The sequence below is a fragment of the Mycobacterium sp. SMC-14 genome (genome assembly GCF_046250075.1).
Classification (GTDB): domain Bacteria; phylum Actinomycetota; class Actinomycetes; order Mycobacteriales; family Mycobacteriaceae; genus Mycobacterium.
Genome location: NZ_CP176429.1, coordinates 4549904 through 4565113, shown reverse-complemented (window position 1 = coordinate 4565113; position 15210 = coordinate 4549904). Strand labels below are relative to the sequence as shown.

The window sequence follows — 15210 nt, the reverse complement described above, 5'->3', positions numbered from 1 at the left end:
GGGGATCTCGATGGCGGGCGATTTGTGGTTGACTACACCGGCACTGTTGCGTTGGTACGCACAGATCGGGTCCGAGTCGGGCCACGCTATGAGCTAAGTACGGCAACGAACGAATGAGGATGCCAAGGATGAAGCTGCTTGACAGGTTGAAGGTCGCCGCCACCGGCGCGGCCGTGCTGGCGGGACTGGTCGGTGTCGTCGGCGGGACCCCGGAGGCGAACGCTTTCTCTCGGCCGGGTCTGCCGGTGGAGTACCTGCAGGTGCCCTCGGCCGGTATGGGTCGTGACATCAAGGTCCAGTTCCAGAGCGGCGGTTCGGACTCCCCGGGCCTGTACCTGCTCGACGGCATGCGGGCCCAGGACGACTTCAACGGCTGGGACATCAACACCCCGGCGTTCGAGTGGTACCTGAACTCGGGTATCTCGGTGATCATGCCGGTCGGCGGCCAGTCCAGCTTCTACAGCGACTGGTACAAGCCGGCTTGCGGCAAGGCGGGCTGCTCCACCTACAAGTGGGAGACCTTCCTCACCAGCGAGCTGCCGGCCTACCTGGCCTCGGAGTACGGCGTGAGCCAGAGCCGCAACGCCGCGGTCGGCCTGTCGATGGCCGGTTCGTCGGCGATGACGCTGGCGATCTACCACCCGAACATGTTCACCTATGCCGGCTCGCTGTCGGGTTACTTGAACCCGTCCACCGGTAAGGGCTGGATCGGCCTGTCGATGGGTGACGCCGGCGGCTACAAGAAGAACGACATGTGGGGCGACGACAACGACCCGGCATGGCTGCGCAACGACCCGACGGTCAACGTCGACAAGCTGGTGGCCAACAACACCCGCCTGTGGGTCTTCTGCGGTAACGGCAAGGCCAACGAGCTGGGTGGCGACAACATCCCGGCCGTGTTCCTCGAGCAGAACTTCATGATCGGTGCGAACAAGAAGTTCCAGGAGCTCTACACCGCGGCCGGTGGCAACAACGCGATCTTCAACTTCCCGGAGTACGGAACGCACAGCTGGGAGTACTGGGGTCAGCAGCTGCAGGCCATGAAGCCGGACCTGCAGAGCCACCTGGGCGCCACGCCCGGAGGCGGCGCGAGCAGCAGCAGCTCGGGCGAGTAGCCCGCAGCGCTAAAGATGTACCGCCGACGGCGGCGACCCCGAAGGGTCGTCGCCGTCGGTCGTTTCCTGCCCTGCCTGCGAGTGCCGTGTGATTGACTACCTCCCGGGGTCAGGGCGCGCGACCAGCGGGTGGAATCATCTGAGAATCTGTGCCGACGAGCGAGGTGGAAATGAGCGGACTGTCGAAGTTGCTGCGGGCGCTATGCGTTGCCGTGCTGATGCTGGGCTTGTGGGGTGGGGGCACCATCGTCAGCTCCACCGCGCACGCCGCACAGTTCGAGAACCTGATGGTCCCGTCGCCTTCGATGGGCCGCGACATCCCGGTGGCGTTCCTCAACCAGGGACCGCACGCGGTGTACCTGCTCGACGCGTTCGACGCGCACCCCGATCTGAGCAACTGGGTCACCGCGGGCAACGCGATGAGCACCCTGGCCGGTAAGGGTGTCTCGGTGGTCGCCCCGGCCGGCGGCGCCTACAGCATGTACACCAACTGGGAGCAGGACGGCAGCAAGCAGTGGGACACCTTCCTGTCCAGTGAGCTGCCGGACTGGCTGGCGGCCAACCGGGGTCTGGCTCCGGGCGGTCACGCCGTGGTCGGTGCGTCCCAGGGCGGTTACGGGGCACTGGCACTGGCCACCTTCCACCCCGACCGGTTCGGCTTCGCCGGCTCGATGTCGGGCTTCCTGGGGCCGGCCAACACCACCGAGGGCGGCGTCATCGCCGCCGGCCTGCAGAACTTCGGCGGGGTGGACCCGTACGGCATGTGGGGCGCGCCCCAGCTGGGCCGGTGGAAGTGGCACGACCCGACCGTGCACGCCACGCTGCTGGCGCAGAACAACACCCGGGTCTGGATCTACGCCCCGCTGGGCGGCGCCTCCAACCCGGCCGCGATGATCGGTGACCCGTCGCAGGCGGCCGGCAGCGGTCGGTACTTCAACTCGCAGTACCGCCAGGTGCGCGGCAAGAACGGCCACTTCGATTTCTCGGCCGGTGACAACGGCTGGGGATCGTGGGCGTCGCAGCTGGGCGCCATGGCCGGCGACATCGTCGGCGCGATCCGCTAACTTGCGTTGACTCTGCACTCACCAGGCAGAAGTGCGAGTAACTCGCCTGGTGAGTGCAGAGTCAATCTCGGTTTGGGGGTGCCCGGTCAGGTGGTCCCAGGCCTGCCGGACCCGGCGGATGACGTCGTCGTCGCGGTGCTCCGCCAGCACCTTGATGTGCGTCCAGCTGAGCCGAGCGACGAACTCCTGACGTTCGGCGTCGCTGACGTATTGCGGACGGCTGGTCCGGTGTTGATCGCCGTCGTATTCGACCGCGAGCTTGATGTCCTCCCAACCCATGTCCAGGTAGTACCAGCGTCCGCCTCCGCGCCGTAGCGGAATCTGGGTCTGCGGGCGCGGGAAGCCCGCTGCGATGAGTTTTAGCCGCAGCCGCGTCTCTCGGGGGGAGTCGGCTCCGGCGTCGACGAGATCCAGCGCCGTTTCGAGTCTGCGCAGTCCCTTGGTATGCGGGTGCCGCTTCGCCAGCTGCGCCACGTCATCGATTTTGAAACGCGTTGCCTGTGCCAGGGCATCGAGCCGGGCCACGCGATGAACCAATCCCCCGCGCCGGCCGAGGTCGAATGCGGTGCGTTCGGGTGTGGTGAACCGCAACAGGCCCCACGACTGGGTCTCACCGTCGAGCAGTCGATCGGTCCGGGTTATTACGCCGTCGGGCGCCCTGGCATTGCGCCAGATCAACTCGACCGGAGTGTCGTCGTCAACCCATTTGGCGCCATGCAGCGCCGAGGCGGCAGCGCCGGCGACGACGGCCCGTCGATGTGTCCACAGCCACGCCGCGAGCGTCCGGTTCCGCATCGAGAGCTCGGCGCGCCGATCCAGGTAGACATCCGGCATGATCGCGCGGTGATACTTGGCCAGCTCATGCCAGGTGACGGTGCCGGCGCGCAGGGCCTCCGAGCCGATGAACGGCTGCGGGCCCGCGTTTTCCATGCCGGGATGGTGCCAGCGGCTGTTGCTGAGCGCACTTCACCCGTTGACTCTGCACCCACCAGGCAGAAGTGCGAGTAACCCGCCTGGTGAGTGCAGAGTCAATGATGGCCCGGACCGCCGATCTGTACCGTTAAAGGCGATATGGCCAAGAAGAAGACATCCAGCTCCCCGCGCAAATCCCCCCGGAAGTCGCCGCGCAAGTCGTCAGCCAACCGCCGTCGCGTCCTCGCCTGGATCGCCGCCGGCGCGATGGCACTCGTGGTGGCGCTGGTGATCGTGGCAGTGGTGATCTGGATCCGCCGGCCGGCCACACCCCCGATCGCGGAGCAGCCGGGCGCGGGCGTCCCGTCGACCAGTTCGGTCCCGACCCGGACCCGCAAGCCCCGCCCGGCCTACCAGGACGCCAGTTGCCCCGACGTGCAGCTGGTGTCGGTGCCCGGCACCTGGGAGACCTCGCCGACGGACAACCCGCTCGACCCCACCCAGTTCCCGATCGCGCTTCTGCTCACCGTCACCCGCCCGATCGCCCAGCAGTTCGACGCCGCCCGGGTGCAGACCTACACGGTTCCCTACACCGCGCAGTTCCATAACCCGCTGTCGGCCGACAAGCAGATGAGCTACAACGACAGCCGCGCCGAAGGCACTCGCGCCACCATCAAGGCGCTGACCGAGATGAATGACCGGTGCCCACTGACCAGCTACGTGCTGGTCGGCTTCTCGCAGGGCGCTGTGATCGCCGGCGACGTGGCCAGCAAGATCGGCAACGGGGAGGGGCCGGTCGACGAAGACTTAGTGCTGGGCGTCACGCTGATCGCCGACGGCCGCCGCCAGACCGGCGTGGGTGTAGACGTCCCGCCGTCTCCGCCCGGTCAGGGCGCCGAGGTGACCCTGCACGAGCTGCCGATCCTGTCCGGGATGGGGCTGACTATGACCGGCGCGCGCGAGGGCGGTTTCGGCGACCTCGATAAGCGCACCAACGAGATCTGCGCGGTCGGTGACTTGGTCTGCGCGGCCCCGCAGGAGGCGTTCAGCGTCGGCAAGCTGCCGGCGACGCTGTCAACGCTGGCCGGCGGTGCTGCTCAGCCGGTGCACGCGCTGTACGGCACCACCGACGTCTGGAGCCAGGACGGCATGTCCGCAACCCAGTGGACGCTGAACTGGGCGCGTGAACTCATCGACAACGCGCCACGTCCGCCGCACGGCTGAGGCCCGGCGGTTCAGCGAGGCTCGACGAAGGAGAGGCGAAGCTGGGACTGCCGCATGGACCCGGCGGTTCAGCGAGGCTCGACGAAGGAGAGGCGAAGCTGGTACCGCCTCGTGACCCGGAGACCGGCGTCACACGCGGTACCGTTTGATTTGGCATGGGCCGCACCGACCTCTAACATTAAGAGCAATTTAAGAGCGGCGCGGTCCATGGCCGCAGGGCAGCAGCGCGTCGTCGGGTGGCGGCAAACCATTACCATCTGTGAGGTTCCGGGCCCGCGCGATGTAACGCACCGGCGTAACCAGACACGCCCGGCAGCTGACTGAGAACGTATGTTCGCGACAGGAGATTTTGCATGGCCCCGGCAACACAGGCCAGTTACCACAACCCGTTCGTCAAGGACGGCAAGATCCGGTTCCCGGACAACGCCAACCTGGTGCGGACCGTCGAGCGCTGGGCTGCGCTGCGCGGCGACAAGATCGCTTACCGATTCCTGGACTTCTCCACCGAGCGTGACGGTATCGAGCGCGACCTCTCCTGGTCGGAGTTCGGCGCGCGGAACCGGGCGATCGGTGCGCGGCTGCAGCAGGTCACCAAGCCCGGTGACCGGGTGGCGATCCTGTGCGGGCAGAACCTGGACTACCTGGTGTCCTTCTTCGGCATCATGTACGCCGGTCGCATCGCCGTGCCGCTGTTCGACCCGGGCGAGCCGGGTCACGTGGGCCGGCTGCACGCGGTGCTCGATGACTGCACCCCGTCGGCGGTGCTGACCACCAGCGACTCCGCTGAAGGCGTCAACAAGTTCTTCCGCAGCCGCCCGGCCAACGCCCGACCGCGGGTGATCGCGGTCGACGCGCTGCCGCCGGAGGTGGGATCGACCTGGGTGATGCCCGAGACCGACCGGAGCGACGTCGCCTACCTGCAGTACACCTCCGGCTCCACCCGCACCCCGACCGGGGTGAAGATCAGCCACCTGAACCTGCCCACCAACGTCGTACAGCTGCTGGACTCACTCAAGGGCCGCGAAGGTGACCGGGGCGTCAGCTGGTTGCCGTTCTTCCACGACATGGGCCTGGTCACCATCCTGCTGTCGTCGGTGATGGGTCAGCAGTTCACCTTCATGAGCCCGGCTGCGTTTGTGCGCAGGCCAGGCCGATGGATCCGTGAGCTGGCCCGCAAGGAGGGGGAGACCGGCGAGGTCTACTCGGCGGCCCCCAACTTCGCCTTCGAGCACGCTGCGGCGCGCGGCCTGCCCAAGGAGGGCGAGCCGCCGCTGGACCTGAGCAACGTCAAGGCGATCCTCAACGGCAGTGAGCCGGTGTCTGCGGCGTCGCTGCGCAAGTTCAACGAAGCGTTCGCGCCGTACGGGTTCCGTGAGGAGGCCATCAAGCCCTCCTACGGTCTGGCCGAGGCCACCCTTTTCGTGTCCACTACCCCGATCGGCGAGAAGCCCAAGATCATCTACGTCGACCGCGAAGCGCTCAACAACGCCAACCGCCTGGTCGAGGTACCGGAGGATGCACCGAACGCCGTCGCGCAGGCCTCAGCCGGACGGATCAGCGTCGACCAGTGGACGATCATCGTCGACTACGAGACCGGCGCCGAGTTGCCCGACGGCCAGATCGGCGAGATCTGGCTGCAGGGCAACAACATGGGCGGCGGCTACTGGAACCGTGAAGAAGAGACCGCCGACACGTTCCACAACGTGCTCAAGACGCGTAACAACCCGTCTCGGGCCGAAGGCTCCGACGAGAACGGCTTCTGGGTGCGCACCGGTGACTACGGCGCCTACTACCAGGACGACCTCTACATCACCGGCCGGGTGAAGGACCTGGTGATCGTGGACGGCCGCAACCACTACCCGCAGGACCTGGAGTACTCCGCGCAGGAGGCCAGCCGGGCGCTGCGGGCCGGCTACGTCGCGGCGTTCTCGGTGCCGGCCAACCAGCTGCCGCAGTCGGCCTTCGACAACCCGCACTCCGGGCTGAAGTTCGACCCCGAGGACAGCTCCGAGCAGTTGGTGATCGTCGCCGAGCGCGCACCGGGCGCCCACAAGCTGGAATACCAGCCCATCGCCGACGACATCCGGGCGGCGATCGCGGTGCGCCACGGCGTGACTGTGCGCGACGTGCTGCTGGTGTCGGCGGGCACCGTGCCGCGCACCTCCAGCGGCAAGATCGGTCGCCGCGCCTGCCGGGCCGCCTACCTCGATGGCAGCCTGCGTGGCGGCACCACCGGCCCGAACGCCTACCCCGACGAGGTCTAACCCCAGATGAGCGAGGCTCCGCAGATGAACGGCGACGGCGACGACGCAATCCTGCGCGGCACCAGCCGCACCGACCTGACCGTCGCCGACATGCGGGCCTGGCTGCGCAACTGGGTGGCCAATGCCACCTCCCAGTCGCCGGAGAAGATCAACGAGACCGCTCCGCTGATCGAACTGGGCCTGTCGTCGCGTGACGCGGTGGCGATGGCGTCGGACATCGAGGACTTCACCGGGGTCACGCTGTCGGCGACGGTGGCGTTCCGGCACCCGACGATCGAGGCGCTGGCCACGGTGATCATCGAGGGTGAGCCGGTGCTGGAGGACGACGCCGCCGGCGAGGACTGGTCGCGCGACGCCGATGTCGCCGACATCGCTGTGGTCGGCCTGGCCACCCGATTCCCGGGCGACATGAACACCCCCGAGGACACCTGGGAAAAGCTGCTGGCGGGGTTCAACGCGATCACCGACCTGCCCGAGGGGCGCTGGTCGGAGTTCATGGAGGAGCCGCGGGTTGCCGAGCGGGTCAAGAAGGCGCGCACCCGCGGTGGCTACCTCTCCGACATCAAAGGCTTCGACGCGGAATTCTTCGCGCTGTCGAAGATGGAGGCCGACAACGTCGACCCGCAGCAGCGGATGGCGCTGGAGTTGACCTGGGAGGCGCTCGAGCACGCCCGGATCCCGGCCTCGAGCCTGCGCGGCGAAGCGGTCGCGGTCTACATGGGCTCGACGAATGGCGACTACCAGAACCTGGCGCTGTCCGACCCGAGCATCACCCACCCGTACGCCATCACCGGCAACTCCAGCTCGATCATCGCCAACCGGGTCAGCTACTTCTACGACTTCCGCGGTCCATCGGTCACCGTCGACACCGCATGTTCGTCGTCACTGGTCGCCGCGCACGCCGGTGTGCAGGCGCTGCGCAACGGCGAGGCCGACGTGGCGGTGGTCGGCGGTGTCAACGCGCTGGTCACCCCGCTGGTGACGGTCGGATTCGACGAGGTCGGCGGGGTGCTGTCGCCCGACGGCCGGATCAAGTCATTCTCCTCGGACGCCGACGGCTACTCCCGTGCCGAGGGCGCCGGCGTGCTGATCCTCAAGCGGGTGGACGACGCGCGCCGCGACGGTGACCAGATCCTCGCGGTGATCGCCGGCTCCGCCGTCAACCACGACGGCCGATCCAACGGCCTGCTGGCGCCCAACCCGGACGCGCAGGCCGCGGTGCTGCGCAAGGCCTACAAGAACGCCGGTATCGACCCGCGCACCGTCGACTACATCGAGGCGCACGGTACCGGCACCATCCTGGGTGACCCGATCGAGGCCGAGGCGCTGGGCCGGGTGGTCGGCCGGGGCCGTGCCGCTGACAAGCCCGCCCTGCTGGGTGCGGTGAAATCCAATGTGGGACACCTGGAATCGGCAGCCGGTGCGGCGAGCCTGGCCAAGGTCGTGCTGGCGTTGCAGCATGACAAGATTCCGCCGTCGATCAACTACGCCGGGCCCAATCCCTACATCGACTTCGCCGGCACCCACCTGAAGGTCGCCGACGCCGTCAGCGACTGGCCGCGTTACGGCGGCTATGCGGTCGCCGGTGTCTCCGGATTCGGGTTCGGTGGGGCCAACGCCCACCTGGTGGTGCGCGAGGTGTTGCCGCGCGACGTGATCGAGCGGGCGAAGGAGCCTGAAGCGCCTGTCGTCGACGAGGTTTCCGAACCCGAGATCGAGCACGAGGCCCCGCGCTTCGACGAGTACGGCGAGTTCATCGCGCCCGAGAGTTCGCACGGCTACGGCGATGAACCCGAGTACGAACTGCCCGGCCTGACCGATGAGGCGTTGCGGCTACGCGACGAGGCGCTGGCCGAACTGGCGGCGCAAGAGCCTGTGCAACCGCTGATCCCCCTGGCGATCTCTGCCTTCCTGACCTCCCGTAAGAAGGCCGCCGCGGCCGAGCTGGCCGACTGGATCGACAGCGAAGAGGGCCGGGCCACCCCGCTGACGTCCATCGGCCGGTCGCTGTCGCGGCGCAACCACGGCCGCTCCCGCGCCGTGGTGCTGGCCCACGACCACGACGAGGCCATCGCCGGCCTGCGCGCGGTCGCCGAGGGCAAGCAGAAGCCCAACGTCTACTCCGTCGACGGCCCGGTCACCAACGGGCCGATCTGGGTGATGGCCGGATTCGGCGCCCAGCACCGCAAGATGGGCAAGAACCTCTACCTGCGCGACCCGATCTTCGCCGAGTGGATCGAAAAGGTCGACGCCCACGTCCAGGACGAGCGCGGCTACTCCGTGCTGGAGCTGATCCTCGACGACTCGCACGACTACGGCATCGAGACGTCCAACATCGCCATCTTCGCCATCCAGATCGCGCTCGGCGAGGTGCTCAAGCACCACGGAGCGCGCCCGACCGCCGTCATCGGCCAGTCACTGGGCGAGCCGGCATCGGCCTACTTCTCCGGTGGTCTGTCGCTGGCCGACGCCACCCGGGTGATCTGCTCGCGCGCACACCTGATGGGTGAGGGCGAAGCGATGCTGTTCGGCGAGTACATCCGGTTCATGGCGCTGGTGGAGTACTCCGCCGAGGAACTCAAGACCGTGTTCGCCGACTTCCCCGGCCTGGAGGTGTGCGTCTACGCCGCCCCGAGCCAGACCGTGATCGGCGGCCCGCCCGAGCAGATCGACGAGATCGTCGCGCGCGCCGAATCCGAGGGCCGCTTCGCCCGCAAGCTGCAGACCAAGGGTGCCGGCCACACCTCGCAGATGGACCCGCTGCTCGGCGAGTTCTCCGCGGAGCTGCAGGGCATCGAGCCGCACACCCCGAACATCGGCATCTTCTCCACCGTGCACGAGGGCAGCTACGTCAAGCCCGGCGGCGAGCCGATCCACGATGTGGACTACTGGAAGAAGGGGATGCGACACAGCGTCTACTTCACCCACGGGGTCCGCAACGCCGTCGACAACGGCTACACCACCTTCCTGGAGCTGGCGCCGAACCCGGTCGCGCTCATGCAGGTGGGACTGACGACGGCCAGCGCTGGGCTCCACGATGCCCAGTTGATCGCAACGCTGGCCCGCAAGACCGACGACGTCGACGCCATGATCATCGCGATGGCCCAGCTCTACGTCTACGGCCACGACCTCGACTTCCGCACGCTGTTCCCGCGTGAGGTGCAGGGGCCGATCAGCCCGGCGGAGTTCGCCAACATCCCGCCGACGCGCTTCAGGCGCAAACCGCACTGGCTCGACGCCCGATTCTCCGGCGACGCCACCGGTGTCATGCCCGGCTCGCACGTCGCGACCCCGGATGGCCGGCACGTCTTCGAGTTCGCCGGTCGCGGCGAGACCGACTTGGCCGCCCTGGTGAAAGCCGCTGCCGCAACCGTCATTCCGGACTCGGCCCTGGTGGCCTCCGAACAACGGGCGGTACCGGCGGAGGGTTCGCGGCTGGTGACCACGTTGACCCGGCACCCGGGTGGCGCGGCCGTGCAGGTGCACTCGCGCATCGGCGAGTCGTTCACGCTGGTCTACGACGCGCTGGTGAGTCGAGGCGGTGCAGCCGGAGTCCTACCGGTGGCAGTCGGCGCCGGGACCGCCGTGACGGCGGAATCTGTTGCGGCACCGGCTGAACCGGAGCCGCAGGCCGATGACGCCGCGATCCTGAGCGACAACCTCACCGCGGGAGCCGGACTGGCGGCCGGCTTCGCCAAGTGGTCACCGGAGAGCGGGGAGACCGTCGCTGAGCGGCTGGGTGCGATCGTCGGCGGCGCGATGGGCTACGAGCCCGAGGACCTGCCGTGGGAGGTGCCGCTGATCGAGCTGGGCCTGGACTCGCTGATGGCGGTGCGGATCAAGAACCGCGTCGAGTACGACTTCGATATGCCGCCGATCCAGCTGACCGCGGTGCGAGATGCGAACCTGTACAACGTCGAGGAGATGATCCGCTACGCGGTCGAGCACCGCGACGAGGTGGAGGCGCTGCACGCCCACCAGCAGACCCAGACGGCCGACGAGATCGCCGCCGAGCAGGCCGCCATGATCGCCGCGGCAAAGGGCGCGGCGAGCGCGGAAGTCGCGCCCGCCGCCGAGCCGGCGCCGGCCGCCGAAGCCGCTGCCGGGCCACCTGCTTCGGACATCCCTATCCCGCCGCCGCCGACCAACCCGGCCGGCCCGGCAGTTCCGCCGCCGCCGACGGACCCCAGCGGCCCGGGCGTCAACGCGAGCGGCGTGAGCACCAAGACGGCTGCCGCGGCCGCCGCCAAGGTGCTCACCCAGGAGGCGGTCACCGAGGCGCTGGGCGCCGACGTGCCACCGCGTGACGCCGCCGAGCGAATCACGTTCGCCACCTGGGCGATCGTCACGGGGAAGTCCCCGGGCGGCATCTTCAACGAACTGCCCGCCGTCGATGACGACACCGTGGCCAAGATGGCCGAGCGGTTGTCCGAGCGTGCCGAGGGCATCATCTCGATCGACGACGTGAAGTCGGCGACCACCATTGAGTCGCTGGCGACCATCGTCCGCGATCAGCTGGAGGATGGCGTGGTGGACGGATTCGTCCGCACGCTGCGCGCGAAGCCCGAAGGCTCGAACAGGGTCCCGCTGTTCGTGTTCCACCCGGCCGGTGGCTCGACCGTGGTCTACGAACCGCTGATGAAGCGATTGCCCGCCGACCTCCCGGTGTACGGGATCGAGCGGGTGGAGGGCTCCATCGAGGAGCGCGCCGCCGAGTACGTGCCCAAACTGCTGGAGCTGCACGACGGACCGTTCCTGCTGGCGGGGTGGTCACTGGGAGGGGCGCTGGCCTACGCATGTGCGATCGGGTTGAAGCAGGCCGGCGCCGATGTGCGTTACGTCGGGCTGCTCGACCTGGTGCTGCCCGGTGAGCCGATCGACCAGAGCAAGGAAGGAATGCGCGCGCGCTGGGACCGCTACGCACGGTTTGCCGAGCGCACCTTCAACGTCGAGGTCCCCGAGATCCCCTACGAGGAACTGGAAAAGCTCGACGACGAGGGTCAGGTCCGTTTCGTGCTGGACGTCGTCGCGCAAAGCGGCGTGCAGATCCCGGGCGGCATTATCGAGCACCAGCGCACGTCGTACCTGGACAACCGGGCCCTGGACACCATCGAGATCCAGCCCTACGAGGGGCACGTCACGCTGTACATGGCCGACCGCTACCACGATGACGCCATCGTGTTCGAGCCCGCCTACGCGACCCGCAAGCCCGACGGCGGCTGGGGCGAATACATCTCCGACTTGGAGATCGTGCCGATCGGGGGCGAGCACGTCCAGGTCATCGACGAGCCGTACATTGCCAAAGTGGGCGCCCATATGAGTGAGGCGATCAACCGGATCCAAGCCGAAGGCGAGAGCGCGTGACGAACAAGACCACCGCCGAACTGTTGGCCGAACTCCGCGAAAAGCTGGAGCTGGCATCCGAACCCGGCGGCGAGGCGGCCGTCGCCAAGCGCGCGAAGAAGGGCATTCCCAGTGCCCGCGAGCGGATCCATGCCCTGCTGGATCCGGGCAGCTTCTTGGAGATCGGTGCGCTGTGCAAGACCCCCGGTGACCCGAACGCGCTGTACGGCGACGGCGTGGTCACCGGCCACGGCCGGATCAACGGCCGGCCGGTCGGGGTGTTCAGCCACGACCAGACCGTGTTCCAGGGCTCGGTCGGGGAGATGTTCGGTCGCAAGGTGGCCAAGCTGATGGAGTGGGTGGCCATGGTCGGCTGTCCGATCATCGGCATCAACGACTCCGCTGGCGCGCGGATCCAGGACGCGGTGACATCGCTGGCCTGGTACGCCGAGCTGGGACGGCGGCACGAGATGCTGCGCGGCTTAGTGCCGGAGATCTCCATCATCTTGGGCAAATGTGCTGGGGGAGCGGTGTATTCGCCGATCCAGACAGACCTCTTGGTGGCGGTGCGCGATCAGGGCTACATGTTCATCACCGGTCCCGACGTGATCAAGGACGTCACCGGCGAGGACGTGAGCTTCGACGAGCTCGGTGGCGCCGACGTCCAGGCGCAGCGCGGCAACATCCACAAGGTGGTCGACGACGAGGCGGCGGCGTTCCAGTACGTGCGCGACTACCTGTCGTTCCTGCCCGCCAACCACTTCGACGACGCGCCGATCGTCAACCCCGGGCTGGAGCCGGAGATCACTCCGCACGACCTGGAGCTGGACGCGATCGTTCCGGACGCCGACAACGTCGCCTACGACATGCACGAGATCCTGCTGCGTATCTTCGACGACGGCGACGTGTTCGAGATCGCCGATCAGCGCGGGCAGGCGATGATCACCGCGTTCGCCCGGGTCGACGGGCACCCGGTCGGGGTGATCGCCAACCAGCCGATGTACATGTCCGGGGCCGTGGACACCGAGGCTTCGGACAAGGCGGCAAGTTTCATTCGTTTCTGCGACTCCTACAACCTCCCACTGGTTTTCGTCGTCGATACCCCCGGCGCCATGCCCGGGGTGGCCGAGGAGAAGAACGGAATCATCAAGCGCGGTGGCCGGTTCTTCAATGCCATCGTCGAGGCCGACGTGCCCAAGGTGACAGTGATCATCCGCAAGGCCTACGGCGGCGGCTACGCCGTCATGGGTTCCAAGCAGTTGTCCGCGGACCTGAACTTCGCCTGGCCGACCGCCCGCATCGCGGTGATCGGTGCAGACGGCGCGGCCCAGCTGCTGGTGAAACGCTTCCCGGATCCGACCGCGCCCGAGGTGCAGAAGATCAAGCAGGACTTCATCGACGGCTACAACGAGAACATGGCGATCCCGTGGACCGCCGCCGAGCGGGGCTACATCGACGCCGTGATCCAGCCGCACGAGACCCGGTTGTTGCTGCGTAAGTCGCTGCGCCTGCTGCGCGACAAGCAGAACTTCCCCAAGGTGCAGCGCAAGCACGGCCTGCTGCCGATCTAGCCCGTGCTTCTCGGTGGGTGAGCGCTGCCGCCCCGCACCGCCGCTAAGTCCTGGCTCAGGGTGCGGGAACATTAGGTCGCCTGCGTTCTCAGGGTGAGAGCAGCTTGGTCCTGGTGGGGACGTTTTCCGGATTAGTGAACCTTAATTTGACATAACAGAGTGTGATTGAAATCATCCAGGTTCGGCAACGCCCACTCATGGGCGGCCTCGAGAATCTGGCGAGGAACTCTGGATGTTTGATGCAGTCGCGGCACGGTCCAGTCACTGCGAGCAAGGCCTGCGAACTGCGCTGGCCGCCGCCGTCTTGGCGGCCGGTATCGCCGGTGCTCCCCAGCTCACATCGCTGACTTCGCCGCCCGACCATGCCGGAGTGCTGCTGTCGGCTGCCGAGGGTGGCTCGCTCGCCAACTCCGGCGTCGCGCTGATCATGGGTCCCAGCATGATCCCGACTCCGAGTGAGCATTACGCCGAAACCGTTAATGACCTCTTTCTGCAGCCGCACGGGTTCGCCGGCCAGCTCGAGGTGCTGACCACTCCTCAGGAGGCCTACTTACTGGACGAGTCCATGGCCAAGGGCGCGACGGCGCTGACCGACCGAGTGCTGACCCTGCTCGATGAAGGCAAGGTGGACGAGGACCACCCGGTGACGGTCTTCGGTTACTCGCAGAGCGCCGCCCTCACCACACTGGCCATGCAGCAGCTCGACGAGGCCGGCGTACCGAGTTCGGCGGTGCATTTCGTGTTGATCGGTGACTCGGCGAACCCGAATGGCGGTCTGCTGGTCGGATTCTCGGACATGCCGGGCATCACCGCCAATCTCGCGGAACAGGGCGTGACACTGGGCAACCCGACTCCGAATGATCTGTACCCCACCGACATCTACACCTTGGAGTACGACGGCTACGCCGACTTCCCGAAATACTTCCTCAACCCGCTGTCCAGCCTGAATGCAATCATGGGCATGGCCATCCAGCACATTGCGTACCTTGGCTTGACCCCCGAGCAGATCGCGGACGCCGTCCTGCTGGAGTCCAGCCCGGACAGCATGATCAACTCCTACGTGATCCCCAGCGAGTACCTTCCGCTGCTGTACCCGCTGCTGTTCGTCCCGATCACCGGCAAGCCCATCTATGACCTGCTGGAACCGGTCATGCGCATCCTGGTGAACCTGGGTTACGGCAACATCGATCACGGGTGGAACGATGGCCCGGCGGATGTCCCGAACATGGCGACGGAGGACATGCCGAACCTCGACTGGAACGAGGTCAGCACCGCGTTGGTTGAAGCGACGATGACCGGCTGGGGCGCTTTCGTCAACGACCTGTTCGACCCCCAGACCTACGTAGAAGTGGACATGCTCGACAACCCCGCACTGGACGGACTGCTCGCAGCTATGGCCGGTGTGGGCGTCGCTGCCGGCGACAACCCGACGGTGGACGAAATGCTCAACGGCCTGACCAACATGATGTGGGAGTCGCTGGTCGGTCAATACCTGGATCCTGCTTACTGGGAAGCTGCTTCCTAGTCTCGGGCGGGTAAGTGTTGCGTAACGCTTCCGCAACACCAGTCACTTCTGTTGCAAACCAATTATCGTTTACCCCAGGCGATCCCATGATGGGCTAGCCGCCGAGGTTCCAATCATGCGGGGCCGGAACGTGATTCCGGCTGCCCGGATCGCCGTGCGAACCGTCGGAGGCATGACGGGGGAGACGACGTG

8 protein-coding genes are annotated in these 15210 nt (G+C 67.2%); 7 read left to right on the top strand and 1 reads right to left on the bottom strand.

All coding sequences use genetic code 11. From position 1 onward, the window contains the following. The first annotated feature begins 119 nt into the window (after positions 1-119). Together ACKY0W_RS21160 and ACKY0W_RS21155 are read left to right on the top strand one after the other, a co-directional pair. The gene (locus ACKY0W_RS21160; RefSeq protein ID WP_409435677.1) at positions 120-1115 is read left to right on the top strand and encodes an esterase family protein; all 996 of its coding nucleotides are present in this window, start codon (positions 120-122) and stop codon (positions 1113-1115) included. A gap of 170 nt (positions 1116-1285) precedes the next feature. Then, positions 1286-2179 (top strand): esterase family protein, encoded by an 894-nt coding sequence (locus ACKY0W_RS21155; RefSeq protein WP_409435676.1) that lies wholly within the window; start codon positions 1286-1288, stop codon positions 2177-2179. 18 nt (positions 2180-2197) lie between these two features. Here the strand turns inward: ACKY0W_RS21155 and ACKY0W_RS21150 are convergent, their stop codons facing one another. Next, a complete protein-coding gene (locus tag ACKY0W_RS21150) occupies positions 2198-3109 on the bottom strand; it encodes a hypothetical protein (protein WP_409435675.1) in 912 nt (303 codons plus the stop codon). A 141-nt stretch (positions 3110-3250) separates the two neighbouring features. Between ACKY0W_RS21150 and ACKY0W_RS21145 the strand changes: the two genes are divergently transcribed. The 5 genes from ACKY0W_RS21145 (at position 3251) to ACKY0W_RS21125 (ending at position 15018) form a co-directional block, all read left to right on the top strand. Next, positions 3251-4315, top strand: coding sequence for a cutinase family protein (locus tag ACKY0W_RS21145; RefSeq protein WP_409435674.1), 1065 nt, complete (start codon positions 3251-3253; stop codon positions 4313-4315). Between the two features lie 353 nt (positions 4316-4668). Next, positions 4669-6579 carry a long-chain-fatty-acid--AMP ligase FadD32 gene (fadD32, locus tag ACKY0W_RS21140; RefSeq protein WP_409435673.1) on the top strand — a complete coding sequence of 637 codons (1911 nt, stop codon included), beginning with the start codon at positions 4669-4671 and terminating at the stop codon, positions 6577-6579. A gap of 24 nt (positions 6580-6603) precedes the next feature. After that, positions 6604-11943, top strand: a complete 5340-nt coding sequence (gene pks13, locus ACKY0W_RS21135) for a polyketide synthase Pks13 (protein ID WP_409437880.1) — start codon at positions 6604-6606, stop codon at positions 11941-11943. Beyond that, the gene (locus ACKY0W_RS21130) at positions 11940-13493 is read left to right on the top strand and encodes an acyl-CoA carboxylase subunit beta (protein WP_409435672.1); all 1554 of its coding nucleotides are present in this window, start codon (positions 11940-11942) and stop codon (positions 13491-13493) included. The genes pks13 and ACKY0W_RS21130 overlap by 4 nt, the downstream gene beginning before the upstream one ends. Positions 13494-13725: 232 nt before the next feature. Next, on the top strand, positions 13726-15018 hold the full coding sequence (locus tag ACKY0W_RS21125; RefSeq protein ID WP_409435671.1) for a PE-PPE domain-containing protein: 1293 nt from the start codon (positions 13726-13728) through the stop codon (positions 15016-15018). Positions 15019-15210: the final 192 nt, after the last annotated feature.